Annotated in this window: 22 protein-coding genes; 8 read left to right on the plus strand and 14 right to left on the minus strand. The window is 59.4% G+C overall.

What is annotated here, in order from left to right; all coding sequences use genetic code 11:
- Nucleotides 1-51 precede the first annotated feature (51 nt).
- From AC3IUF_RS29780 to AC3IUF_RS29800, 5 genes are read right to left on the minus strand one after another with little or no spacing between them, the layout of a single operon-like run.
- The gene (locus AC3IUF_RS29780; protein ID WP_007912007.1) at nucleotides 52-891 is read right to left on the minus strand and encodes a class I SAM-dependent methyltransferase; all 840 of its coding nucleotides are present in this window, start codon (nucleotides 889-891) and stop codon (nucleotides 52-54) included.
- Complete coding sequence (locus AC3IUF_RS29785) at nucleotides 885-2,039, minus strand: acyltransferase family protein (protein WP_007912006.1); 1,155 nt, start codon at nucleotides 2,037-2,039, stop codon at nucleotides 885-887. Before AC3IUF_RS29785 ends, AC3IUF_RS29780 begins: the two co-directional genes overlap by 7 nt.
- Nucleotides 2,036-2,911 carry a class I SAM-dependent methyltransferase gene (locus AC3IUF_RS29790; protein WP_489280011.1) on the minus strand — a complete coding sequence of 292 codons (876 nt, stop codon included), beginning with the start codon at nucleotides 2,909-2,911 and terminating at the stop codon, nucleotides 2,036-2,038. The genes AC3IUF_RS29785 and AC3IUF_RS29790 overlap by 4 nt, the downstream gene beginning before the upstream one ends.
- Nucleotides 2,908-4,212 carry a glycosyltransferase gene (locus AC3IUF_RS29795; protein ID WP_489280013.1) on the minus strand — a complete coding sequence of 435 codons (1,305 nt, stop codon included), beginning with the start codon at nucleotides 4,210-4,212 and terminating at the stop codon, nucleotides 2,908-2,910. Before AC3IUF_RS29795 ends, AC3IUF_RS29790 begins: the two co-directional genes overlap by 4 nt.
- The gene (locus AC3IUF_RS29800; protein WP_489280014.1) at nucleotides 4,206-5,834 is read right to left on the minus strand and encodes a glycosyltransferase; all 1,629 of its coding nucleotides are present in this window, start codon (nucleotides 5,832-5,834) and stop codon (nucleotides 4,206-4,208) included. The genes AC3IUF_RS29795 and AC3IUF_RS29800 overlap by 7 nt, the downstream gene beginning before the upstream one ends.
- A gap of 427 nt (nucleotides 5,835-6,261) precedes the next feature.
- On the opposite strand from AC3IUF_RS29800, the gene AC3IUF_RS29805 reads away from it, so the two are divergent.
- Genes AC3IUF_RS29805 through AC3IUF_RS29840 form a run of 8 tightly spaced genes read left to right on the plus strand, consistent with a single transcriptional unit; the run spans nucleotide 6,262 to nucleotide 15,271 of the window.
- Nucleotides 6,262-7,176: a GDP-mannose 4,6-dehydratase gene (locus AC3IUF_RS29805; protein WP_007911984.1), complete on the plus strand. Its 915-nt coding sequence runs from the start codon at nucleotides 6,262-6,264 to the stop codon at nucleotides 7,174-7,176.
- The gene (gene gmd, locus AC3IUF_RS29810; protein ID WP_095113151.1) at nucleotides 7,173-8,144 is read left to right on the plus strand and encodes a GDP-mannose 4,6-dehydratase; all 972 of its coding nucleotides are present in this window, start codon (nucleotides 7,173-7,175) and stop codon (nucleotides 8,142-8,144) included. Before AC3IUF_RS29805 ends, gmd begins: the two co-directional genes overlap by 4 nt.
- Before the next feature lie 3 nt (nucleotides 8,145-8,147).
- A complete protein-coding gene (locus AC3IUF_RS29815) occupies nucleotides 8,148-9,590 on the plus strand; it encodes a mannose-1-phosphate guanylyltransferase/mannose-6-phosphate isomerase (protein WP_007911980.1) in 1,443 nt (480 codons plus the stop codon).
- On the plus strand, nucleotides 9,591-10,388 hold the full coding sequence (locus AC3IUF_RS29820; RefSeq protein ID WP_007911978.1) for an ABC transporter permease: 798 nt from the start codon (nucleotides 9,591-9,593) through the stop codon (nucleotides 10,386-10,388).
- A complete protein-coding gene (locus AC3IUF_RS29825) occupies nucleotides 10,388-11,653 on the plus strand; it encodes an ABC transporter ATP-binding protein (protein WP_007911975.1) in 1,266 nt (421 codons plus the stop codon). Before AC3IUF_RS29820 ends, AC3IUF_RS29825 begins: the two co-directional genes overlap by 1 nt.
- Nucleotides 11,650-13,026: a glycosyltransferase family 4 protein gene (locus AC3IUF_RS29830; RefSeq protein WP_489280016.1), complete on the plus strand. Its 1,377-nt coding sequence runs from the start codon at nucleotides 11,650-11,652 to the stop codon at nucleotides 13,024-13,026. The genes AC3IUF_RS29825 and AC3IUF_RS29830 overlap by 4 nt, the downstream gene beginning before the upstream one ends.
- A complete protein-coding gene (locus AC3IUF_RS29835) occupies nucleotides 13,010-14,140 on the plus strand; it encodes a glycosyltransferase family 4 protein (RefSeq protein ID WP_007911970.1) in 1,131 nt (376 codons plus the stop codon). The genes AC3IUF_RS29830 and AC3IUF_RS29835 overlap by 17 nt, the downstream gene beginning before the upstream one ends.
- Nucleotides 14,141-15,271, plus strand: a complete 1,131-nt coding sequence (locus tag AC3IUF_RS29840) for a glycosyltransferase family 4 protein (protein WP_123376043.1) — start codon at nucleotides 14,141-14,143, stop codon at nucleotides 15,269-15,271.
- Nucleotides 15,272-15,403: 132 nt separating this feature from the next.
- On the opposite strand, the gene AC3IUF_RS29845 is transcribed toward AC3IUF_RS29840, so the two are convergent.
- The 9 genes from AC3IUF_RS29845 to atpG form a co-directional block, all read right to left on the minus strand.
- Nucleotides 15,404-17,434, minus strand: coding sequence for a pyridoxamine 5'-phosphate oxidase family protein (locus AC3IUF_RS29845; RefSeq protein WP_489280018.1), 2,031 nt, complete (start codon nucleotides 17,432-17,434; stop codon nucleotides 15,404-15,406).
- A gap of 45 nt (nucleotides 17,435-17,479) precedes the next feature.
- Nucleotides 17,480-18,106, minus strand: a complete 627-nt coding sequence (locus AC3IUF_RS29850) for a glutathione S-transferase family protein (RefSeq protein WP_095113147.1) — start codon at nucleotides 18,104-18,106, stop codon at nucleotides 17,480-17,482.
- A 105-nt stretch (nucleotides 18,107-18,211) separates the two neighbouring features.
- Nucleotides 18,212-19,138: a LysR family transcriptional regulator gene (locus AC3IUF_RS29855; RefSeq protein ID WP_489280020.1), complete on the minus strand. Its 927-nt coding sequence runs from the start codon at nucleotides 19,136-19,138 to the stop codon at nucleotides 18,212-18,214.
- Nucleotides 19,139-19,212: 74 nt separating this feature from the next.
- Nucleotides 19,213-21,045, minus strand: coding sequence for a glutamine--fructose-6-phosphate transaminase (isomerizing) (gene glmS, locus AC3IUF_RS29860; protein ID WP_007911965.1), 1,833 nt, complete (start codon nucleotides 21,043-21,045; stop codon nucleotides 19,213-19,215).
- Nucleotides 21,046-21,047: 2 nt separating this feature from the next.
- On the minus strand, nucleotides 21,048-21,824 hold the full coding sequence (locus AC3IUF_RS29865) for a DeoR/GlpR family DNA-binding transcription regulator (RefSeq protein ID WP_007911964.1): 777 nt from the start codon (nucleotides 21,822-21,824) through the stop codon (nucleotides 21,048-21,050).
- A 158-nt stretch (nucleotides 21,825-21,982) separates the two neighbouring features.
- On the minus strand, nucleotides 21,983-23,350 hold the full coding sequence (gene glmU, locus AC3IUF_RS29870; protein ID WP_489280023.1) for a bifunctional UDP-N-acetylglucosamine diphosphorylase/glucosamine-1-phosphate N-acetyltransferase GlmU: 1,368 nt from the start codon (nucleotides 23,348-23,350) through the stop codon (nucleotides 21,983-21,985).
- 118 nt (nucleotides 23,351-23,468) lie between these two features.
- A complete protein-coding gene (locus AC3IUF_RS29875; RefSeq protein WP_007911962.1) occupies nucleotides 23,469-23,894 on the minus strand; it encodes a F0F1 ATP synthase subunit epsilon in 426 nt (141 codons plus the stop codon).
- A 45-nt stretch (nucleotides 23,895-23,939) separates the two neighbouring features.
- Nucleotides 23,940-25,319: a F0F1 ATP synthase subunit beta gene (atpD, locus tag AC3IUF_RS29880; RefSeq protein WP_007911961.1), complete on the minus strand. Its 1,380-nt coding sequence runs from the start codon at nucleotides 25,317-25,319 to the stop codon at nucleotides 23,940-23,942.
- 27 nt (nucleotides 25,320-25,346) lie between these two features.
- Complete coding sequence (gene atpG / locus AC3IUF_RS29885; protein ID WP_007911960.1) at nucleotides 25,347-26,207, minus strand: F0F1 ATP synthase subunit gamma; 861 nt, start codon at nucleotides 26,205-26,207, stop codon at nucleotides 25,347-25,349.
- Nucleotides 26,208-26,240: the final 33 nt, after the last annotated feature.

Raw genomic sequence — 26,240 nt, forward strand, 5'->3', positions numbered from 1 at the left:
TGATCTTGTTTTTCAGGATCAAAATCAAAAGATCGCAGCGTGCCGCAGCTCCTACACGGGTGCGGCGGGTTTGCGGGCAATGATGACTTGGCTTTTCGCAACCACCGCGTCCAGCGCCTGTTTGATCTGCGCACCACGCGGCGAGTCCAGCACCGCTTGCCAAGTCTCGGCCCAGTGATTGAGCAGCGGATGATCCGGGTTGCTGAAATCGACCTTGGCTTCCCAGAACAACAGCATCCACATCGACCAGTAAAAGCCGTACTGACTATGGCTGACGATCTCCAGCCCGGCCTCGCTGACCAGTGCCTTGAACTGCTCTTCGCTGATGATGCGAATGTGATTGGGCTTCTGGAAGTACTGGGGCGCGGCGATGTCTTTTTGCAGGTCTTCAGAACTCGGGTGCGGCACGCTCAGCAGGTACAAGGCGCCCGGTTTGCCGACACGCACCAGTTCGGCGAGGAACTGTGCCGGATCGTCGACATGCTCGATGACTTCGGTGGAGACCACGCGCGTTGCAGTGCCGTCGGCGATCGGCAACGGATTGCAATCGGTGACGTGACATTCGATGTCCCGTGCCGGCGTATCGCTCAGGCGCTGACGAGTCGCTTCGACCTTGGCCCCGTCGATGTCGGCGATGATGATCTTCGCCCCGCGCATGCCGCAAAAATGCACGTTGCCGCCATCACCGCAGCCGACATCAAGCAGCGTGTCCTCGGCAGACACCACGAAACCTTTGAACAGCTCGTTGGTTTCCTGGTTGAACCAGCCACTGAGCTTGGCATCGTACAAGCCGAGCATGTACGGATCGACCTTGCTGGCGACCGGCTCCACTGCCTGCGCGGGGACCGGTGCTGGCGTCGCCGCCGTGAGTTTCTTCAGTAGGCTCAGCATGAGGTGGCTCCAGAGGACGGGACGGTGGATCGGGACGTACCGAGGCGGCGCACGAGCGCGGCACCACGGTTGCGCATGGGCATTTCGACCCAGCGGTAATTGAGTTCGCTGAGCAACACGATCAGGCCGAAAGCGATCAGCAGCGTCAGCACCGGGTGGCCGGCAGGGCTGGGCAGACCGGCGCTCTGCAAGCGAAAGATCAGTTCACGCACCAATTGATAAGCGGGTATGTGAATCAGGTAGATGCCATAGGACCGGCTACCGATCCACCCCAGCAGCCGCTGCATCGCGCCAGCGGGCATCAGGTAATTGCGGTTGTACGATGCGATCCACACCAGTATTGCGCTCAGTACGGCAATTGAACCGATACGGTACCAGGCGAACGTGAAGCGATCGGTGGCCATGAAACTCAACAGCGCGCCGATCAGCATCAATGCCGAAATTCCGACCCATGGCCGAGCGAGAAAATTCGGCCGCCAACGTTGATAACTCGGCTGCGCACTCCACATTGCCAGCAATACACCGAGGGCCAGCGCATCAGTACGCACCACCATCAACAACGGCGTGCGCAGGGTGAAAATCTGCACCGCGACCAGCGCCAGCAATGCCCAGACCAGATGTTTGCGACAGAGCATAATCAGCAGCGGGAACAGCAGGTAGAACTGCTCCTCCAGCGACAGGCTCCAGTAGACGAAACTGCTGCCGTACTCGTAGCGAAAGAAGCTGTCGGCAAACCGGAAGTTGGCGTACTGCAACACCCCGGCCAACGTTGCTTGCAGGTTGGCCGACAACGTACCGAACGCCCCCGAACGATTGAGAAACACGCACGCCAGCAACATCAGCGCCAGCCATAACCAGGCCGACGGCAGTAACCGAAAAACCCGGCGAAGCCAGAAATTGCGCGTCTGCTGCCAATACTCCTGGCGGGTTGTACAGCCTTGCAGCGCCGGGATCAGGCTTCGGGCAATAACAAAACCGGAGATGGCGAAAAACAGATCAACGCCCCACCACGGCTGCGCCCAGGCATGGATCTTTTCCAGCGACGGCACGACATCGGTAAACAGACTGCCCTGCAAGTGATGGAACAACACGCCCAATACGGCAATTGCGCGCAGCACTTCAATGTCCATGATCCGCTTGCTGCTCATGGTGCCTCCCCCACACCCGATGGCTTGCGGGCGATGATCACCTGGCTCTTGGGCATGAAGCGGTCAAGCGTCTGCTTGATCGCCAGCCCGCCCGGCTGAGCGAGCAGGTCCTGCCAGGTCTCGGCCCAGTTCTCCATCAACGGCATGAAGGGCTCCTGAATCCGGTCACGCACCGCACCGCCCGGATCACGCCCTGCAGCCCGTTCGCCGGCCCAGAAAAAAATCATGCCCATCACCCAGAAGAATCCGCTGGCCTGGCGATGTTCGATCACCAGGCCAGCCTCTTCTACCAGCGCAGCGAAGCGCTCCGGGGTGAAAATCTGCACATGATTGGGAGACTGATAGTAACTGTCCGGGGCGATGCCTTTTTGCAAGTGTTCGCCCACCGGTGCCGGCACGCTGAACAGATACTGTGCACCTGGGCGCCCCATGCGCACCAGTTCGGCCATGAACGGTTGGGGCTGATCGATGTGCTCCAGCACCTCCATGCACACCACTTTACTGGCGCAGCCGTCAGCCAGTGGTAACGGCAGGCTATTGCTGACCAGCCCAAGATGGGCTTTGTCGCTTTGTGCTTCGACCTGCCGTGCGAGTTCACGCACCTTGGCGTGTTCGCTGTCGGTAAAAATCACCGAAGCGCCCTGACGCACGGCAAACAGTGTCGCCACGCCTTCGCCACAACCGACATCCAGCAACGTATCGTCAGCGCTGATCGCAAAGCCCTTGAGCAACTCGCCGCTGTCATTCAAGAACCAACCGTCGAGCACGGCGTCATGTAAACCGACGTCGCGAGGCGACACCTTGGCCAACGGTGCCGACAGCGGTTGCGCGGCACGCGCCGGACGCCATCGTGCGAGCAGACGCCGGATCATGCGACCGTAACTGGCGCAGGCAACGTTCCGCGGGTTTGCAGTGGCTGCGCAAAAAAATCGCGCAATCTCTGCTCGGTGCTGGCCTGGCTACAGAATCGCTGCAGACTGCGAATCGCCTCGGCGGACATCCCGGCGTAACGCTGCTCATCGGTTTTTGCCACGTCATAACTGGCGCGATACGCCAGACACAGCGAATCCCAGTCGGTGATGTAACGCATCGTGCGATAGGCCGCACGCGGGTCATGCGGCCAGGCGGTGAGCTCTTCGGTGAAGTCGACGATAAATGCATTATCGCTGCTCACATAATCGGCCATCGCGGTGTTCAACGGCGCAATCGCCGGTTTGCCGCAGGACATGAACTCCATCAACGGCAGGCACTGTCCTTCACCGTAAGAACTGTTGACCACGTAGCTGGTGGCCTGCACCAGTGCTTCGTAATCGGCATCCGCCAGATAGCCATGGATCAGCACGATCCGGCACTGATACGACTGGTTCTTGTACAAGTGATGCAGCATGTCGGTCAGCGCATCGGCGATGTCATGGTGGGTCAGTTTGAGCACCAGGGTCACATCGCTGATGTCGCGAAACGTCGTGCAGAACGCGCTGACCATATCCTGCCAATTCTTGCGGCCGTCGTAAGGGTTGAACACCGAGGTGTAGACCACGCCTTCGAGCTGCAATTGGCAATCCTCTGGCGGTCCTGAGAAGGACATCGGCGTGCCTTCGCGCAATCGCGGTGGGCCATACGGCCGCAAGTCCGTGCGACGACTGTCGATCAGCAATCCACGCAGGTTCAGCGTCACAAGGTCAACCACCGGACGCTTGGCCAATTGCTCGCCGCGAGCGGCAAAGCGATCCCACACCGGAGCCGGGATCGCGCAGATCGGATAATCCGCCCCCATCACGTCGCGCACCGCGTTCACCGTGAATGTCGAATGCGTAATCGCCCGGCCACACGCCTGCAACACCACACGCCAATCGTGACGGGATTCGCCCTGCCAGCTTTCAGTCGGGATGGTGCTGAATTCCCAGGCGAACACCGGGATGGTCGGGCATGCGTAATGGATGGGCGTGCGATGCGGCGGCGAGAACGACAGGAAGACGCAATCCTCGCCCCGGCTCAAGCAGTCGAAATACAAACGATCCACTAACTCGTCAGGGTTGCTGACTTCAATCACCTGACCGATTCGTTCGAGAACGGGGCGAAACTCCTTGAGCACGAAGTAATAGCTGTACTCCGGCCGGCCGAGGTTCTGCTGGATATTGCTCTTGTTGGTTTCCGAATGAATGATGATCAGCATGAGGCCGCTCCGGTCTCGACCGCCAACGAAGTCATTTCGCTATTGGCCCTCAGACCGAAAAACGCCTCCGCGCGCTGCTGCACGGGCGTAAAACCGCAGTATTCACGCATCCGCTCAGCAGCGGCAGCGGCCATCGCCTGGTAAGCCTCTGGATGGTTCTTGGCCATGGCGTAGCTGTCCTCGTAGGCGGTTTTCAACGATCCCCAGTCGGGACGATGGCGCAGCGTGCGATAGAGAATGCGCGGATCCTCCGGCCAGATGGTCGGTTCGCGGCTGGACTTGACGATGAAAGCAACGCGTTCGTCGATGTAGTCACCCATCGCGGTGTGGTTCGGCGCAATCACCGGGCGGGCACACGACATGAACTCCATCAACGGCAGGCACAACCCTTCGCAGCGCGACGCATTGACGTAGAAACTCGCAGCGCCATACAGCCGGGCAAATTCTTCCTCTTCCAGATAGCCATGCATGACCACCACGCGACAGGCGAATGGCGACAGCTGCGAGAGCAACGTAATGAGATGAACGTAATAGCTCGACAGATCGTTTTGGGTGATTTTCAGCACCAGCGTCGCGTCGTCGACATCACGCATAGCCCAGCAGAACGCAGTGATCAGGTGATGCCAGTTCTTGCGCCCGTCCTCGGGGTTGAACACGCTGACGTAAACCACGCCGCTGACGTCGATCTGTACGTGCTGACTGGTGTCGGGGAGCGAAGCTTGCGGGTGCTCAGCCAACACCGGCATTTCACTCACAGCTGGAGCCGGCGTTATTGCCTCGACAATGGGATCAGGCAACTCGCAGTGTTCCTCACGGACCGAGCCCGGCAGCAAATCACTGACGGCTTCGCGATACCACTGCAACAGGTTGTGCTTGAGCAGAAACAGCGGTCGATGTTCGGAGGCCACCGTGACAGCTCTGTAGCCCGCGATCAGGTAATGCTTGGTGATGAAAGCACGCCGGCGCAGGGTCAGTGCCGGAGGAGGTTCCGCGATCGGCTCCGGCACGGGCTCGATCACTTGCGGTGTTTGCAGTTCCGGCTCGCGGAGTATCGGTGCGATCAAGCCATCGGCCGACAGCCCCAGAGCACGGCTGTCGATGATGCAGCCCTTAATCTGCAGCGTGGTGCCGGGGTTTACCGGGACACTTGGACAATCTCGCCGCACCTGAGCGAAACGCTCCCACAGTGGCGTGGGCAATACCAGCACGGGGAAATCTTCACCCAGACTGCGACGGATGGCCTGCGCGGTGTGGGTGGACAACGTAATCACCCGGCCATGGCGGGCCAGTGTCTGGCGCCAGTCCTGGCGCACATCGTCGCCAGCGTATTCGGTGGGGATCGAGTCATATTCCCAGGCAATCACGCAGACCATCGGGCACTGCAGGCCGATCGGGGTTTTATGTGGCGGTGCAAACGAAAGAAACAGGCATTCCTGATCGGCCTGGCGCAATTGCAGATACAGCGGATCGACGTCGTCAGTCGACGTGACCACATGCACGCGACCAAGGCTTTCCAGCACCGGGCGATAAGCCTTGAGCACGAAGTAGTAGCTGTATTCGGGACGCCCGAGACTTTGGCTGATGGAGCGGTCGTTGACGTCCGAGTAAAGAATGAAATTCATGGCATCCCACGATGAAGCAGCCGTCCCGGCAACCTCATGCTATGACGACCCGGCGTTGGATCAAGCCGCAATAACGCAGCTAGTCCATCATCTTCAGGCACGTCTTCGTTCTTGTTTTAGTGGTCAGTTTCACCCTGGTCGCGCCACGCCCACGGTGGACCTGGGGGAATGGCGACGAGGGCCATTCTAAACACATCCATCAAGGATCCGGGAACCGCCCGACGAGAATAAATCGGACTACGCTGACGAGAACTGACCGGTCACGGTTTGGCCTGTTGAAATTGCTGCGCAATTGGCACAGATTGATAACAAACAACTACAACAACTGACTTCGCCCGTCTCTCACCCGGTTTTTCCTCCGGTCTGACAGACCTCTCCTTAAAGCCTGTGAGAAAGTGGCGCAAGTTCAAGACCAAGGGGTCGCTGTTTGAAAAAGCGTCTGTTCGTCACGGGTCTCAGTGGATTCGTGGGACAACATATTCAATCGCGTCTGGCATTGCCTGATTCGCCGTGGGAGCTGCTGCCTGCCGCCTCGCCCTACGACCTCACGAATGCTGACAGCCTCCGTGATCTGTGGCCGCAGATGCCCGACGCGGTAATTCATCTGGCCGGGCAGACCTTCGTCCCGGAAGCGTTCCGTGATCCGGCGCGTACCTTCGACATCAATCTTTTCGGCACCCTCAATCTGCTGCAGGCGCTCAAGGCGCGGGGCTTTGCCGGCACCTTCCTCTACGTCAGCTCCGGCGATGTCTACGGTCAAGTCGGCGAGAGCGATCTGCCGATCAGCGAGCAACAGTCGCCCTGCCCGCGCAATCCTTACGCGGTGAGCAAACTCTCGGCGGAGTTTCTCAGCCTGCAATGGGGCCTGAGTGAAGGCTGGCCGGTGTTGGTAGCGCGTCCGTTCAACCACATCGGCAGCGGCCAGAAAGAAAGCTTTGTCATCGCCAGTGCCGCCCGCCAGATAAGTCGCATCAAACAGGGCCTTCAAGCGCCGCAACTGGAGGTTGGCGACATCGATGTGACGCGAGATTTCCTCGATGTCGGCGATGTGATATCGGCCTACTTCGCGCTGCTGGAAAAAGGCACGTCAGGACAGGTCTACAACATCTGCTCGGGCCGCGAGCAAAGCATTCGCAGCCTGATCGAGCAGCTCGGCGATCTCGCCGAAGTCGACATGCAACTGGTTCAAGACCCTGCGCGCATGCGGCGTGCCGATCAGCGTCGCGTTTGTGGCAGCCATAACCGGCTGACCCAGACCACAGGATGGACGCCTGAAATCACAACACAACAATCCCTGCGGGCGATCCTGTCCGACTGGGAGACGCGAGTACGACAAGAATGACAAAAAGTGCATTGATCACAGGCATCACCGGCCAGGACGGCGCATATCTGGCCAAGTTGTTGCTCGGCAAGGGCTACAAGGTTTACGGCCTCGTGGCACGGCGCAGCAGCGATTCGCGCTGGCGTCTGCGCGAGATGGGGGTCGAAGCCGACATCGTCTATCTGGACGGGGACATGGCCGATGCCTGTTCGGTACAGCGTGCAGTCATTCAATCGGCGCCGGACGAGGTCTATAACCTCGCCGCGCAGAGCTTTGTCGCCGCGTCGTGGAATCAACCGGTGACGACTGGCATCGTCGATGGTCTGGGCGTTACCCACCTGCTCGAAGCGATCCGCCAGTTCAGCCCGCATACCCGGTTTTATCAGGCATCGACCAGCGAAATGTTCGGTCTGATCCAGGCTGAACAGCAGGATGAAAACACGCCGTTCTACCCCCGCAGCCCGTACGGCGTGGCCAAACTGTATGGCCACTGGATCACCGTCAACTACCGCGAAAGTTTCAACCTGCACGCCAGCAGCGGCATCCTCTTCAACCACGAATCACCGCTGCGCGGCATCGAATTCGTGACGCGCAAAGTCACCGATGCCGCGGCGCGCATCAAACAGGGCAAACAGCACGAACTGGCCCTGGGCAACATCGACGCCAAGCGCGATTGGGGCTTTGCCGGTGACTACGTCGAAGCCATGTGGCTGATGCTGCAACAGGACAAACCCGACGATTTTGTTGTCGCCACTGGCGTCACCACCACGGTGCGTGAAATGTGCCGCATCGCCTTCGATCACGTCGGCCTCAACTACCGCGACTACGTGAAGATCGACCCGGCGTTTTTCCGCCCGGCCGAAGTTGAAGTGCTGCTCGGCAATCCAGCCAAGGCTCAGCGTGTGCTGGGCTGGAAGCCGAAAACCGACCTGGATACCTTGATCCGCATGATGATGGATGCGGACATGAAACGCGTCGCCAAGGAGTAGGCCATGCTGATTCCCGTGATTCTGTCCGGCGGTGCCGGCACTCGTTTGTGGCCGGTGTCCCGCGAGGGCCATCCCAAGCCGTTCATGACCCTGCCCGACGGCCAGTCGCTGCTGGGCAAGACCTACCAGCGTGCCGCCGCGTTGCTGGACGGTTGGGGCGACATTGTCACGGTGACTAACCGCGAGTACTACTTCCAGAGCAAGGATCACTATTGCGCCGCCCATGTCTCGCGTCATCGCGGGCATTTCCTGCTGGAGCCGACCGGCCGCAACACTGCCCCGGCCATCGCTGCTGCCGCGTTGTCGCTGCAAGCGCTGCACGGTGACGACGCGATCATGGTGGTGATGCCGGCCGACCATTTGATCGTCAATCAGGACGCGCTGAAAAGTGCCGTCGAACACGCGGTCAATCTGGCGAAGGACGGTTATCTGGTGACCTTCGGTGTGACGCCGACCGCCCCGGAAACCGGCTTCGGCTACATCGAGACTGGCGCGCCACTCGACGCCAGAGGCGCTGCGAAAGTGCAGCGTTTCGTCGAGAAACCCGACCTGCAAACCGCCACGCATTATCTGGAAAGCGGCAACTTCCTGTGGAACTCAGGGATGTTCTGCTTCACGACCGCAAGTGTGCTGGCCGAGTTGCAACTGCATGCGCCGCAGTTGCTGGAACAGACCCGTGCCTGCATGGCGGCTAGCGCCCCGCTGGAAACTGTCGGCTGCCTGCAACAGGAACTGTCGCCAGCGCTGTTCGCCGAGATCACCGACATCTCCATCGACTACGCGTTGATGGAGCGCTCGGAAAAAGTCGTCGTGGTACCCGCCGGGTTCGACTGGAGCGATATCGGTTCCTGGGGCGCCGTCGCGGCTCTGGTACCGGCCGATGCCGATAACAATCGTGCCAGCGGCGAAGCGATTTTCATCGACAGCCACAATAACTTCGTTCAAAGCGAAGGTCGGCTGGTGGCTGCCGTCGGCGTGGACAACCTGATCGTCATCGACACCGCCGACGCCGTACTGGTCGCTCACGCTGATCGTGCGCAGGACGTGCGACGAGTGGCCAAGCAGCTCAAGGACAAATCCCACGAAGCCTACCGTCTGCACCGCACGGTGAGTCGGCCATGGGGCACCTACACCGTGCTCGAGGAGGGCCCGCGCTTCAAGATCAAGCGCATTGTGGTCAAGCCCGGCGGCAAGCTGTCTCTGCAAATGCACCATCACCGTAACGAACACTGGGTGGTCGTCGAAGGCATGGCCAAGGTTACCAACAATGGTACCGGTACCCACTTGGTGGCGAAAAACGAATCGACGTTCATCGCTGCCGGCCACCGCCATCGCCTGGAAAACCCCGGGGTGATCGATCTGGTGATCATCGAAGTACAAAGCGGCGAATACCTGGGAGAGGACGACATCGTCCGCTTCGAAGACCAATACGGCAGGACGGTTTGAATGCTGCTTTCCCTTTACCGCTCAATGCGCAGTTATCGCGGATTCATCCTCGGTAGCGTCAAGCGGGAGTTTCAATCACGTTATCGCAACTCGTTGTTCGGCGCGCTGTGGACTGTACTCAACCCGTTGTCGATGATTGTTGTGTACACGGTGATCTTTTCCCAGATCATGCGCGCCCGTCTGCCGGGCGTGGACGATGGCTTGGCCTACAGCGTCTATCTCTGCGCCGGCCTGCTGACGTGGGGTCTGTTCGCGGAAATCACCACGCGCAGCCAGAGCATGTTTCTGGAAAACGCCAACCTGCTGAAGAAAATCAGCTTCCCGCGCATTTGCCTGCCGGTGATTACCCTGCTCAACGCCGGTATCAATTTTGCGATCATTCTCGGGCTGTTCTTCGGCTTTCTGCTGATCAGCGGCCGCCTGCCCGGCATGGCCCTGCTGGCGCTGATACCGCTGTTGATCGTGCAAGTGATCTTTGCCGCGGGGCTGGGGATGCTGCTCGGGATTCTCAATGTGTTCTTTCGCGATGTCGGGCAGATGTTCGGCATCTGCCTGCAGTTCTGGTTCTGGCTGACGCCCATCGTTTACCCGCTTTCGATCCTGCCGTCAGGCATCCAGCACGTCATCAGCCTGAACCCGATGACGGCGCTGATGACCAGCTACCAGAACGTGTTCCTTTACAACCAATGGCCGCAGTGGTCGTCACTGACACCGCTGCTGATCATCGGTCTGCTGCTCTGCACCATGGCGTTGCGCCTGTTCCGTCAACGAGTCGGTGAAATGGTGGACGAACTCTGATGGGACACATACGCGTTACTGGCCTGGCCAAAGCCTATAAACAATATCCGAATCGCTGGAGTCGCTTGCTGGAATGGCTGGTGCCGTTCTCGCCGAACCGCCATCACCTGCACTGGGTCTTGCAAGACGTCGATTTCGAGATCAAACCCGGTGAAGCGGTTGGCATCGTCGGCGTCAACGGCGCGGGCAAAAGTACCCTGCTGAAAATGATCACCGGCACCACCCAACCGACCTGTGGACAGATCCATCTGCAAGGCCGCGTGGCCGCGTTGCTGGAATTGGGCATGGGTTTTCACCCGGACTTTACCGGTCGGCAGAACGCTGTCATGGCCGGTCAGTTGCTGGGCATGCAGGTCGAAGAGATCGAAGCGTTGATGCCGCAAATCGAAAGCTTTGCCGAAATCGGCGACGCCATCGATCATCCGGTGCGTACCTATTCCAGCGGCATGCAGATGCGCCTGGCGTTCAGTGTCGCGACCGCGCGGCGTCCGGACATCCTGATCGTCGACGAAGCGCTGTCGGTCGGTGATGCGTATTTCCAGCATAAAAGTTTCGAGCGCATCCGCAGCTTCCGCAAAGCCGGTACGACCCTGCTGATCGTGTCCCATGACCGCTCGGCCATTCAATCGATCTGCGACACCGCGATTCTCCTGGAGAACGGACGTCTGGCCATGCGTGGCAAACCCGAAGAAGTCATGGACTACTACAACGCCATGCTGGCCCAGCGCGAAGGCCAAACGGTGCGCCAGGAGATGCTCGCCAATGGCCAGGTACAGACCATTTCCGGCACCGGTGAAGCAGCGATTCTCAGCGTGCGCCTGCTCGATGAGCAAGGACGCAGCCTTGAAGTCGCGGAGGTCGGTCAGCCTGTGGTGCTGGAAGTGCAGACCGAAATTCGTGAAGACATCGAGCGGCTGATTCTCGGCTTCATGATCAAGGATCGTCTGGGCCAGGCCATTTATGGCATCAACACCCATCGCCTCGACAAAGCCATTACCGAGCTGAGTGCCGGCGAACGCGTGACCTTTCGCTTCGCTTTCGACATGCGTCTGGGCAAGGGTAACTACTCCGTGGCGTTGAGCCTGTCACGTCTGGATTCGCACCTGGATCGCAACTTCGAGTGGCGCGATTATGGTTTGATCTTCCACGTGATCAACAATCGCCAGGAAGACTTTGTCGGCTGCTCCTGGTTACAAGCCCGGACCGAAATCACCCGTTCCAGTGAAAACCTTTTAAAAACGCCTGATACGGAGATCTTGCGATGACACGATTGCTGGTGGAGTGCACTTACGTTTTCGAACATCCCTCCGCCAACTCGGGCATTCAACGTGTTGTACGCAACGTCATTCAGCAATTGCCGACGGCCGATGACACCCTCGAATGCATCCCGGTGGTGATGATCGATGGCGGTTTGTATGAAGTTAAAAGTCTGGCGCCGCTGAAGTCCCCGAAGCTCGACCTGATGGGTCTGCGGGTGAAACTGGAACAGTGGGCCAACGCCTTCTGGCTACGTCACCGAGCGGTGGAGCGACGCTGGCCGTTCAACCAGTCGCATTTCACCCGTCGGGTGCTGTACGTCGGCTGCCGACTCACGGCATTCGCCTGTTTCAGCTTGCCCATGCGCCTGCTAGAGCGCGTCCTCAAGGGCCAACAGATTCCCGAGCGCTGCATCCCGCTGGTCCACCGGGGGGGCGATCAATTGGTGCTGCTCGACTCGTCCTGGCACGCCAACTTTTTCCCCCTCGCCGAGCAACTCAAGCGTGAGGGCGTGGGCATCATTTCGGTGATTTATGACCTGATCCCCCTGACCCACCCGCAGTTTTGCGATGCCGGACTGGTCAAAGTGTTCAACGACTGGTTCGACTGGATCGCGCGCACCGCTGATGGTTATGTCGCGATCTCGACCACGATCCGCGATCAGGTGCGCAAGGAAATGCTGCGCCGGATCGGCACGCAACAGGTCGGGCAGCGCTGGTTTGATTATTTCCACCTCGGCTCCGAACTGGACTTGAGTGAGGCCGATGCCAAGGTCGACCGTGGCCTGCTGGACATGTTCCAGACCAAGGACCCGGTGTTTCTCATGGTCAGCACCATCGAGCCGCGCAAAAACCACGCGTACCTGCTCGAGGCGTTTGAACTCGCCTGGGCAACAGGATCGAAAGCGCGGTTATGCATCGTCGGCAAGATCGGCTGGAAGTGCGACGCACTGATCGAACGAATCCGCCAGCATCCCGAGCTGAACCGACGCTTGTTCATGTACAACTCGCTCTCGGACAAAAGTCTTGAGCACGCCTACTCTCACGCCACGGCGCTGGTGTTTCCGTCCCATGTCGAAGGTTTCGGCTTGCCACTGGTGGAAGCCATGCAACGCCAGTTACCGGCAATGGCCAGCGACATCCCGGTGTTTCGCGAGATCGGCGGCGACTACATGGCGTATTTCGACCTGACGAATCCACAGAGTCTGACTGATCTGGTGACCGGCATGGAGCGCTCCGGCGAGTTTCCGTCAACGCTGAGCCTCGAACATTGGCGCTGGTTGAGCTGGCGTGAAGCGAGCGCCCAATTGGTCGAACGTATTGAACGCAACTTGAATGCAGCGATGCCTGCCCCCGAGAGTCAGCATGCGCATTGCTCTTAACGCGCGCATTCTCCAGGCACCGCGCACCGGCATCGGCCATTACGTTGCCGAACTGGTCAACGCCTTGCGCAGTGAGCCCGACATTGACGTGACGCTGTTCCACGGCTGGGGCTGGAGCTCGGCATTGCCGGAAGCGGCCATGCCCGGTTACTCGCGCCTGACACCGCTGCTGCGGCAGATCCCCGGGGCCTATCAGGCGCGCCGCTGGCTGGAGCAGAAACGCTTCGATCAGGGCCGCGCGCAAGGCATCGACCTCTATCACGAACCAAGCCTGTGGCCACTGGCCTTCGACGGCCCGACCGTGATCACCCTGCATGACCTGACGCACCTGCATTTCCCTGAGACCCAGCCTGCGGCGCGACTCAAGGAAATCGAACGTCGATTGGCCGTGGGTGTGCAGCAAGCCCAAGTAATTCTCACCGACTCGCAAGCCATTGCCGACGAAGCTCAAGCGTATTTCGGCCTGCCTGCCGAGCGTTTTGTGGTGGCACCACTGGGGGTCGCCAAGCGCTTTCATCCGCGCGAAGCGTGCGCCATTGACGCGGTGCTCAAGGCTCATGCGGTGGCGGCGCGGGAATATTTTCTTTGCGTGGGCACGCTGGAGCCGCGCAAGAACCTTGGCCTGGCCCTACGCGCCCATGCCCTGCTGCCGGAGGCGGTGCGCCAGCGCTTTCCACTGTTGATCGTCGGCATGGCCGGCTGGGAGCGCGAACAGTTCAGCGAACCCCTGCGTCAGGCGCTGGCCAGCGGGCATGTGTGCCTGCTCGGTTATTTGCCCGATGAACAGGTCGCGCAATTGCTGGCCGGCGCGCGGGCGCTGATTTTTCCGTCACTGTATGAAGGTTTTGGTCTGCCGGTACTGGAGGCCATGGCCAGCGGCACGCCGGTGCTGCTCACGCGTTCTTCGGCGATGCCGGAAGTCGCGGGTGCGGCGGGCAACTATATTGAAGCTGACGATGCAGAAGGCCTGCGCGATGCGCTGAGCCGACTGATCGACGATCAAGCGCATTGGCAGGCATGCCAAGAAGCCGGGTTGCAGCAGTCACGGCTTTTTTCCTGGGAGCGTTGTGCACAGGCCACGGCCGGTGCCTACCGTCAGGCCATGGGAGGTTGAATGCGAGTTCTTCATTTTTTCAAGACGTACCTGCCTGACTCGGTCGGCGGCATTGAGCAAGTGATCTTCCAACTCTGCGAGAGCGGCGCTCAGCACGGTATCGACGGCCAGGTGCTGACACTCAGCGCCGACCCGAATCCCCCCGTGGTGCAACTCGGTCAGCACGAAGTGCACCGCGCCAAACTCGACATCCAGTTCGCCTCCACCGGTTTTTCCTGGAGCGTGTTCAAACAGTTTCGCGAACTGGCGGCCGAGGCGGATGTGATCAACTACCACTTCCCGTGGCCGTTCATGGACCTGGTGCATTTCGCTAGCGCGACGAATAAACCGAGTGTGGTGACCTACCACTCGGACATCATTCGCCAGAAACACCTTCTCAAACTCTATCGCCCGCTGATGAACCGCTTCCTCGCCAGCGCCGACCGTATCGTTGCCGCTTCGCCGAACTATCTGCACACCAGCGACGTGTTGCAGCAATTCCAGGACAAGACCCGAGTGATTCCCTACGGTTTGAACAAGGCCGGTTATCCACAGCCTGATGCCGAACGGATAAATCGCTGGCGCCAGCAGCTTGGGGATAAGTTTTTCCTGTTTGTCGGCGTGATGCGTTACTACAAAGGCCTGCACATTTTGCTGGAGGCCCTGAAAGACGTGGACTATCCCGTGGTCATTGTCGGCGCCGGGCCATTGGAACTGGAACTGCACGCACAGGCGCAGGCGCTGGGCCTGCGTAACATTCATTTCCTCGGGCGCCTGGGTGACGAAGACAAAGTCGCACTGCTGCAACTGAGCTACGCGATTGTTTTCCCGTCGCACCTGCGCTCGGAAGCGTTCGGCATTTCTCTGCTGGAAGGTGCGATGTACGGCAAACCGATGATTTCCAGCGAGATTGGCACCGGCACCAGCTACATCAATATTCACAACGAAACCGGGCTGGTGGTCCCGCCCAGTCATCCACAGGCATTTCGCGAGGCGATGCGCACGCTATGGGAAGACCCGGTCCGCGCCGCTGCCATGGGGGTGAAAGCCGAAGCACGTTACCGGCAGTTATTCACCGCCGATGACATGGGCCGCAAGTGGACGGAGCTGTATCAGGAATTGCTGGAAGAGAAATCCCTGTCCTACGCCTGAGCGTGGGTTGTACACCGATCCCCTGTAGGCGCTGCCGAAGGCTGCGATCTTTTGATCTTGTTTTTAAAAATCAAAATCAAAAGATCGTCCGATCGCGGCCCGAGCCTTCGGCAGCTCCTACACGGGTTCGGGTTACAGGTCCAAGACCAGTGGCTGATTGCTTTGCGCCGGAACCGCGCAGCAAATCAGCACATGCCCCGCTTCCGGAATATCCGCCGGCACCTGTGGATAATTCACCGCACCACTGACCAGCCGGGTCTTGCAGGTACCGCACGAACCACCGCGGCAACTGAACTCGGGGCGCAATCCGCGACTTTCCGCCAGCTCCAGCAAACTGCCGCCATCGGGTTGCCAGCGTGCTTCCTTGGCCGAGCGCTCGAACACCACTGGCACCGAAGTGGTTGCCGCAGGCGATTGCTCGATCACGATCGCGTCCGGATCGGCCTGACGTTTCAGGGTCGACGGGCCAAAGGTTTCCGCATGAATCTGCGCATCGCGCACATCCAGTTCGCGCAAAGTGTCGTAAAGCCCTTGGGTAAAACCACCGGGGCCGCAGAGCACAAAGTCGAGCTGATCAAAATCCTCGGCATCCAGCAGGTTCCTCAGCACCGCGCCGTCGATCCGCCCACGCACATCGAAATCCGCGCCCTCCTGCAGATCGGCTTCCGGCTGGCTGAGCAAACGCAGGACTCGTACAGAATCGCCTGCGGTTTCGAGCAATCGATCCAGCTCCTTGCGAAACGGCTGATCCGCCAGACTGCGCGAACTCTGCAACAACAGCGTCGGACGAATCCCCCGCGTGCGTAAGCCTTGGTAAACCACCTCGCGCAGCATCGACAGCAATGGCGTGATGCCGACACCGGCAGCCAGCAGCACCAATGGTCGCTGTTCCAGCGGCGCCACGGTGAAATGCCCTTGCGGTGCCCGCGCTTCAAGTAAGTCGCCAACGCGAATCTGCTCATGCAGATGCGATGAAATCAGACCTTCGCGTTTGACGCTGATCCGGTAGAAACCATCCGACGGCGCACTCGAAAGGCTGTAAGTACGAATATGCACCTCGCCATCAATCGTGAAACGCAGCGGCAAATGCTGACCCGCGAGAAACACCGGCAACCCGGCGCCATCAGTTGGCTCCAGATAGATCGAGCGGATATGACGACTTTCAGCTTCGATCTTCGCCACCCGCAGCGGCCGCCATTGATTGCCCAGCGCCTGCGCTTGCAAACGCGCATCCGCCTCGGCCCAATTGCCGGTCAACAGACTGGTCGGCGACATGCCGTCGAAGCGCCAGCGCAACGCCAGGGCTGCCGGGCGCCGCACCAGTTTTTCCACCTCAAATGTCCACAGCCGTTCCGCACCTTGAAAGGCTTCGATCTGCGGGTCTTCGAGAAGAATCTCGGTACGCCCGCTGAGTTGCAGCAGATCGCCTGTGGAAAAGTCGATGAACAGCAAGCCAGCCTTAGGGTTCAGCAACAAATTGCCGAGGGTGTTGAAGTGCAGATTGCCGGCGAAATCGGGGATGGTCAGACGATTGCCTTCCACCCGTACGAAACCGGCCTGGCCACCCCGGTGGGAAACATCCACCGCACGCTGGCCGTCGACATCCACATAACTGGCGACAAAAAACGTATCGGCACCGGCGATCAGCGCAATGGCCGCATCATCGAGACCGTTCAGATGCTCAGCCGGACGCGTCTGCGGATCCGTCAGCGGCACCCGCTGAAACTGGCGCAGTTGGATGTATTGCGGGCAATTGCCGAAGGCCTGATCCACGCTCACATCAAAACCGTGAGCGCTTAGATTGCCGACATGGCCATTGAGGCGATTGCGCCGACGGGTGTGCAACTCGATGCCGAGCAAACCGATCGGCTCGCCATTGCGCAGTTGCGCCGGGTCATCGGCAGCAGGCTGGCTGGCGAAATGCAGATGCTCTGGATCCGGCGAATGGGCAAACCCCGGCGCGCCTTCGAGCACACTGGCCCACGGCCGCCCGTCTGCATCAACTGCGCCGTACAGCATGAAAGGCAATTGCTGATAGAACTCACTGTGCTGATCCGGCATCCAGGTGCGAATCACCTTACGTCCGAAGGCTTCCATGCGTTCGGCAACGCCGACATGGGCCTGCAATTGCTGTTCGCCAGCGTGCCACGGTGAACGTTCCATCACGACCTCTCCCCTGCACCGTCGGCACAGTGTGGATTGCGAAAATCAGGCGGTGGTTTGCAGACCCGCAACAGTGCGCGGCATGCCGACGAAGCCGGGCAATGCTTCAACCCGGGCCAGCCAGGCGCGGACGTTGCCGTAGTCGTCCAGCGACACGTTGCCTTCCGGCGCGTGGGCGATGTAACTGTAGGCCGAAACGTCGGCAATGCTTGGTTCGTCGCCGGCCAGATACAGCGTTTTGCCCAACTCGATGTCCATCACCTTGAGCAGGTTGTGCGCCCGGGTAATCGCTTCTTCTGCATTCAACTGGGCACCAAACACCGTGACCAATCGCGCAGCGGCGGGGCCGAAAGCGATCGGCCCGGCGGCAGCCGACAACCAGCGCTGTACCCGCGCGGCGCCGACCGGATCGGTTGGCAGCCAACGACCATGGCCGTATTTCTGCGCCAGATACACCAGAATCGCGTTGGAATCGGCGAGCACCACACCGTCGTCATCAATGGCCGGCACCTGGCCAAAACTGTTGATCGCCAGATACGCCGGCTGCTTATGCTCACCTTTGGCCAGATCGACGAAGATCAGCTCGGTCGGCAATTGCAGCAGGGACAACATCAGCTCGACACGGTGGGCGTGGCCGGAACGTGGAAAGTTGTAGAGTTTGATCGCTTGCATGGTCGACTCCGCTGAACAGGGGCGCCGCTGCGGGGATGAGCGCGCCGATGGAGGTCATCTTGCGCTGATCGCGAAAACAACAGAATCACCAGCAACTGCAATCGATTATTTCATCTCATGCAATAACGCAGCATCTTTAAGCGCTGGGTGCTCACGTAAAGCCTTGGCGGTGAAATCGACAAAACTGCGAATCCGCGCTGGCGCTTTGCGCCCGCCCTGATACACCACGTGGATCGGCAAGGGCGGCAGTTCAAATTCAGCAAGGACGATTTCCAGCTCGCCAGTCGCGATTTTGCTGGCGACTTGGTAAGACAGAACCCGAGTCAAACCCAGCCCCATGCAGGCTGCAGTAATCGCTGCCTGATTGGCAGTCACGATCAGACGAGGCTCAGGGCGCACGCTAAGCGGTTCACCCGCGTCGAGAAACGGCCAACTGCGTTGCTGACCAATCGCTGAAGTCGCCACCACTGGCGCGCCCGCCAACGCGTGGGGATGAGCCGGTCGGCCATACTTGGCGAAGTAGTCGGGCGAGCCGCAAATGACCCGACGCACCTCACCCACACGAACAGCATGCTGACTGCTGTCCGGCAGATCACCGATGCGCACCGCCACATCAAGGCCCTCCTCGACCATGTTGACGATCCGATCGACCAACACCGCGTTGATCGTGACATCCGGATACTGCGCGAGATAACGCGCCATCAGCGGCGTCACAAACAAATCACCGAACAACACCGGCGCCGTCACCGTCAGTTGCCCACGCGGCTCGGCATGACTGCCCGCCGCCGAATCCTCGGCTTCCTGCACCTCAGCGAGAATCCGCCGACAATCCTCCAGATAACGCTGCCCGGCTTCGCTCAAATGCACACTGCGCGTGGTGCGGATCAGCAACTGCGTGCCGATGCGCTGCTCCAGCGCCGCCACCGCCCGCGTGACGCTGGCCGCTGACAAACCAAGACGCCGCGCGGCAGAGGAGAAGCCTTGCTCTTGGGCGACGGTGGTGAAGATGTGCATTTCCTGGAAGCGATCCATGGTGCCTCTCGAGTCAGATACAAAAATCGCAGCCGAAGCTGCGATTTTTTGCGCAAGTATCAGCTGTGGATAACTTATTCCACCGTCACCGACTTCGCCAGGTTACGCGGCTGATCGACGTCCGTGCCCTTGAGCACCGCAACGTAGTACGACAGCAACTGCAGCGGAACCGTGTAGAGGATCGGTGAGAGGATGTCGTGGATATGCGGCATCTGCACCACGTGGGTGCCTTCGCCGTTGGTCATCCCGGCTTTCTCGTCGGCGAACACGATCAATTCGCCGCCACGGGCGCGAACTTCCTGCAGGTTGGATTTGAGCTTTTCCAACAGTTCGTTGTTCGGCGCGACGGTAACCACTGGCATGTCGTTATCCACAAGCGCCAGCGGGCCGTGTTTCAGCTCGCCGGCTGGGTAGGCTTCGGCGTGGATGTAGGAGATTTCCTTGAGTTTCAGCGCACCTTCCATCGCCACCGGGAATTGCGCGCCACGACCGAGGAACAGGGTGTGGTTTTTCTCGGCGAACAGCTCGGCGATCTTTTCCACAGTGCTGTCCATCGCCAAGGCTTCGCCGAGACGGGTTGGCAGGCGGCGCAGTTCTTCGACCAGACGTGCTTCGACGCCGTCCGCCAGGGTGCCGCGCACTTGGCCCAGCGACAGGGTCAGCAGCAACAGACCGACCAGTTGCGTGGTGAAGGCTTTGGTCGAGGCGACGCCGATTTCGCGGCCAGCCTGGGTCAGCAGAGTGAGATCGGATTCGCGCACCAGCGAGCTGATGCCGACGTTGCAGATCGCCAGACTGGCCAAGAAGCCCAGCTCTTTGGCGTTGCGCAGAGCGGCGAGGGTGTCGGCGGTTTCACCGGATTGCGAGATGGTCACGAACAGGGTGTCCGGTTGTACCACCACTTTGCGGTAGCGGAATTCGCTGGCGACTTCGACCTGGCACGGGATCCCGGCCAGCTCTTCCAGCCAGTAACGCGCGACCATGCCGGCGTGATAACTGGTGCCGCAGGCGACGATTTGTACATTGCGGACTTTGGCGAACAGCTCGGCGGCTTGCGGGCCAAAGGCTTGAACCAATACCTGATCGTTGCTCAGGCGACCTTCGAGGGTGCGTTGAACAACCGCAGGCTGCTCGTGGATTTCCTTGAGCATGTAGTGGCGGTATTCACCTTTGTCGGCGGCTTCGGCACCGTCGCTGTACTGCACGGTCTGGCGCTCGACCGCATCGCCGTTGATGTCCCAGATCTGCACGTTATCGCGGCGAATTTCGGCGATATCGCCTTCTTCCAGATACATGAAGCGGTCGGTGACCTGACGCAGCGCCAACTGGTCAGACGCGAGGAAATTCTCGCCCAGACCCAGACCAATCACCAGCGGACTGCCACTGCGCGCAGCAACCAGACGATCCGGTTGTTTCGCATTGATCACGGCAAGACCGTAAGCACCGTGCAGTTCCTTGACCGTCGCTTTAAGCGCAACGCTCAGGTCTGGCTGATCCTTGAGTTTGTGGCTGAGCAGGTGGGCGATGACTTCGGTGTCAGTGTCCGAAGTAAATACGTAGCCCAGCGCTTTCAGTTGTTCACGCAAGGCTTCGTGGTTTTCGATGATGCCGTTGTGCACCACCGCGATGTCGCCGGAGAAATGCGGGTGCGCGTTGCGTTCGCACGGTGCGCCGTGAGTCGCCCAACGGGTGTGGGCAATACCGAGGCGACCCACCAGTGGATGCTCGGCCAACGCGGCTTCGAGTTCGCTGACTTTGCCCGGGCGCCGCATGCGCTCGAGGGTTTCGTCGTTGGTGAAGACAGCGACACCGGCGCTGTCATAGCCACGGTATTCAAGGCGCTTGAGGCCTTCGAGCAGGATGGCGGTGATATTACGTTCAGCAACTGCGCCGACAATTCCACACATGCTTATTTCTCCTGACTGACAGCCGCGCAAATCACGGTGATACCGCGGGCCTGTATCTGATCGCGCGCTTCGATAGGCAGGCGATCATCGGTAATTAGGGTATGGACGCTGCTCCACGGCAGTTCCAGATTGGGAATCTTGCGACCGATCTTGTCGGCCTCGACCATGACGATGACTTCCCGCGCGACCTCGGCCATGACCCGGCTCAAACCGAGCAGCTCGTTGAAGGTGGTCGTGCCGCGCACCAGATCGATGCCGTCGGCACCAATGAACAACTGGTCGAAGTCGTAAGAGCGTAGTACCTGCTCGGCAACCTGGCCCTGGAAGGATTCCGAATGCGGATCCCAGGTACCGCCGGTCATCAACAGCACCGGTTCGTGTTCGAGTTCGCTCAAGGCGTTGGCGACGTGCAAGGAATTGGTCATCACCACCAGACCGGGCTGTTGGCCAAGCTCCGGAATCATTGCAGCGGTGGTGCTGCCGCTGTCGATGATGATTCGCGCGTGTTCACGGATACGTTTCACCGCCGCGCGGGCAATCGCCTGTTTGTATTTGGAAACGCTCTGCGCAGTCTCCGCGACCAGTTCCTGCGGCATGGTGATCGCCCCGCCGTAGCGGCGCAGTAACAAGCCGTGGCTTTCCAGCGCGGCCAGATCCTTGCGAATCGTAACTTCCGAGGTTTCGAAGCGCTTGGCCAGTTCATCCACACTGACTTCGCCCTGCTCGTTGAGCAAGGCGAGGATGTTGTGACGGCGTTGCGGCGTGTTGCGTTTCGACATAGGGACTTAAGTTTCGTTTCGAAAGATAACGGAAGTAATCAAAACCTATCGCCCTCAAATCGTCAACCCATCGCCCATAAAAAATCGCAACCACCGACAATTCCCGTAGGAGCTGCCGAAGGCTGCGATCTTTTGATCTTGAAGCCGCTGTGGATAACTCAGTCCTTCTTGATCTTCTCCGGCCGCTTCCAGCCGTCGATATTCCTCTGCCGCGCTCGGCCAACGGCCAACTGCGCGTTATCCACATTCTGCGTAATGGTCGACCCGGCCGCCGTGGTCGCCCCGGCAGAGATATCCACAGGCGCGACCAACGAATTATTGGAGCCAATGAACACATCAGCACCCAACACGGTTTTCCACTTGTTGGCACCGTCGTAGTTGCAGGTGATGGTGCCCGCGCCGATGTTGGTACGCGCTCCGATCTCGGCATCGCCCAGATAAGTCAGATGTCCCGCCTTGGCGCCTTCGCCCATGTGGGCATTTTTCAGCTCAACGAAGTTACCCACATGCGCGCGTGCTTCAAGCACGGTGCCTGGACGCAGACGCGCGAACGGGCCGGCATCGCTGCCCTCGCCCATAACAGCGCCTTCGATATGACTGTTGGCCTTGATCACCACGCCTTTGCGCAGGGTGCTGTCCTTGATCACGCAATTCGGGCCGATGACCACGTCGTCTTCGATGACAACGTTGCCTTCGAGGATCACGTTGATATCGATCAGCACATCGCGGCCCACGCTGACTTCGCCTCGCACGTCGAAACGCGCCGGGTCACGCAGGGTCACGCCTTGCGCCATCAAGCGACGGCCAGCACGCAACTGGTAATGACGCTCCAGCTCGGACAACTGCTTGCGATCGTTGGCGCCCTGCACTTCCATCGGGTCGTGCGGCTGCTCGGTGGCGACAACCAGACCGTCACTGACTGCCATCTCGATCACGTCGGTCAGGTAGTACTCGCCCTGCGCGTTGTTGTTCGACAGACGGCTCATCCAGTCGGCCAGACGATTGGCCGGAACAGCGAGGATACCGGTGTTGCCTTCAGTGATCGCGCGTTGCGCTGCGCTGGCATCTTTATGCTCAACGATCGCGGCCACCTTGCCGTCAGCATCGCGCACGATGCGGCCATAACCGGTTGGGTCTTCCAGTTCGACAGTGAGCAAACCCATCTGCCCGGGCACGACGTGTTTGAGCAGACGTTGCAGGGTTTCGACTTCGATCAGCGGTACGTCACCGTAAAGAATGAGCACAGTGTCGGCAGTAATGAACGGCACCGCTTGCGCAGTGGCGTGACCGGTACCGAGTTGTTTGTCTTGCAGGACGAAATTCAGATCATCAGCGGCCAGGCGTTCACGCACCACATCGGCGCCATGGCCGATCACGACATGAATGCGTTGTGGCTCAAGTTGCCGGGCGCTGTGGATAACATGACCCAGCATGGAATTGCCGGCAATCGGATGCAGCACCTTCGGCAGGGCTGAACGCATACGGGTGCCTTGACCGGCCGCGAGGATAACGATTTCAAGAGACATGACTGGCTACCAATCCTGGGTGGTCAGCAACTGCGACCGGTTTTTAGGAATTCGGAAAAGAAAAAAGGGTAGCCGAGGCTACCCTTTTTTATCAATCGCACAACAAGTGGCTGACGGATTAACCGCCAAACTTCTTGCGGATCTGCTGGACGGTGCGCAGCTGAGCTGCAGCCTCGGCCAGACGTGCTGACGCAGCGCTGTAGTCGAAATCAGCGCCTTTTTCATGCAGAGCATGCTCAGCAGCCTTGAGAGCGGCTTGAGCCTGAGCTTCATCCAGGTCGGCGGCACGTTGCACAGTGTCGGCAAGCACTTTGACCATGTTCGGCTGAACCTCGAGGAAACCACCAGAGATGTAGAACACCTCGGGTTCCCCGCCTTGCTTGATCAGGCGGATCGGACCTGGCTTCAGATTAGTGATCAGCGGCGCGTGACCCAGAGCGATACCAAGATCACCCAGTGCACCGTGCGCAATCACCATCTCGACCAGGCCGGAAAAGATTTCTCCTTCCGCGCTGACGATATCGCAATGGACTGTCATAGCCATCTGATTGCCTCAACCTAAATTAGCGCCCGTTGCCGGGCGCCGGGATTACAGTTTCTTGGCTTTCTCGATCGCTTCTTCGATGCCGCCAACCATGTAGAACGCTTGTTCTGGCAGGTGGTCGTAGTCACCGTTGAGGATGCCTTTGAAGCCAGCAATGGTGTCTTTCAGGGAAACGTATTTACCCGAAGCACCGGTGAAGACTTCAGCCACGAAGAACGGCTGCGACAAGAAGCGCTGGATCTTACGAGCACGGTTTACCAACTGCTTGTCGGCTTCCGACAGCTCGTCCATACCCAGGATCGCGATGATGTCCTTCAGCTCTTTGTAACGTTGCAGAACGTACTGAACGCCGCGAGCGGTGTCGTAGTGGTCCTGGCCGATTACGTTCGGGTCCAGCTGGCGCGAAGTCGAATCCAGTGGATCTACCGCTGGGTAGATACCCAGGGAAGCGATGTCACGGGACAGAACGACGGTGGCGTCCAAGTGGGCGAAGGTGGTCGCTGGCGACGGGTCGGTCAAGTCATCCGCAGGTACGTATACCGCTTGGATCGAAGTGATCGAACCTTCCTTGGTCGAAGTGATACGTTCTTGCAGAACGCCCATCTCTTCAGCCAGGGTCGGCTGGTAACCTACTGCCGAAGGCATACGGCCCAGCAGTGCGGATACTTCAGTACCGGCCAGGGTGTAACGATAGATGTTGTCGACGAACAGCAGAACGTCGTTACCTTCGTCACGGAACTTCTCGGCCATAGTCAGGCCGGTCAGTGCTACGCGCAGACGGTTACCCGGCGGCTCGTTCATCTGACCGTAAACCAGTGCCACTTTGTCCAGAACGTTGGAGTCCTTCATCTCGTGGTAGAAGTCGTTACCCTCACGAGTACGCTCACCCACACCGGCGAACACGGAATAACCGCTGTGCTCGATGGCGATGTTACGGATCAGTTCCATCATGTTTACGGTTTTGCCTACACCGGCACCACCGAACAGACCGACTTTACCGCCTTTGGCAAACGGGCAAACCAGGTCGATAACCTTGATGCCGGTTTCCAGCAGGTCGTTGCCGCCTGCCTGTTCAGCGAACGAAGGCGCTGGACGGTGAATGCCCCAACGCTCTTCGGTGTCGATCGGGCCAGCTTCGTCGATCGGGTTACCGAGGACGTCCATGATCCGGCCCAGGGTCGCTTTACCGACCGGTACGGAGATGGCTGCGCCAGAATCGGTGACTTCCAGACCGCGCTTCAAGCCCTCGGTGGAACCCATCGCAATGGTGCGAACCACGCCGTCGCCCAGCTGTTGCTGAACTTCCAGAGTGGTTTCAGCCGCGCTCACTACTTTCAGCGCGTTGTAGATGCTCGGTACGCTGTCGCGTGGAAATTCCACGTCGATAACGGCGCCGATGATTTGAACGATACGTCCGCTACTCATAGCTGGATCCTCTGAATATTTGAACCGTTAAACCGCGGCAGCGCCGCCGACGATTTCCGAGATCTCTTGGGTGATCGCAGCCTGACGCGCCTTGTTGTAGATCAGCTGCAAATCGCTGATCAAATCACCGGCGTTGTCGGTAGCGTTCTTCATCGCGATCATCCGCGCAGCTTGTTCAGCCGCGTTGTTCTCGACCACCGCCTGGTAGACCTGCGACTCAACGTAGCGGACCATCAAGCCGTCAAGCAGCTCTTTGGCATCCGGTTCGTAGAGATAGTCCCAGTGATGCTTGAGATCCTGATCCGGGGTGGCCACCAGTGGAATCAACTGCTCCACGGTAGGCTGTTGCGTCATGGTGTTGATGAACTTGTTGGACACCACGGACAGGCGGTCAATACGGCCGTCCAGGTAGGCATCCAGCATCACCTTGACGCTGCCGATCAGATCATTGATCGACGGCTCTTCACCCAGGTGGCTGATAGCTGCAACGACGTTACCGCCGAAGTTGCGGAAAAAGGCCGCACCTTTGCTACCAACGACACACAGATCAATCTCGACGCCGTTTTCGCGGTTTACCGCCATGTCCTTGACCAGGGCCTTGAACAGGTTGGTGTTCAAGCCGCCGCACAAACCACGGTCACTGCTCACAACGACATAACCCACACGCTTGATTTCGCGGTCGATCATGAACGGGTGGCGGTATTCCGGGTTGGCGTTGGCCAGATGCCCAATTACCTGGCGGATACGCTCCGCATAAGGACGGCTAGCAGCCATGCGCATTTGTGCCTTGCGCATTTTGCTGACCGCCACTTTTTCCATGGCGCTGGTAATCTTTTGCGTGCTTTTGATGCTCGCAATCTTACTGCGAATCTCTTTTGCGCCTGCCATGTAACACCTATCAGGTTAGCAAGCGGGAGCCTC

Source organism: Pseudomonas sp. KH_040, from assembly GCF_057839305.1.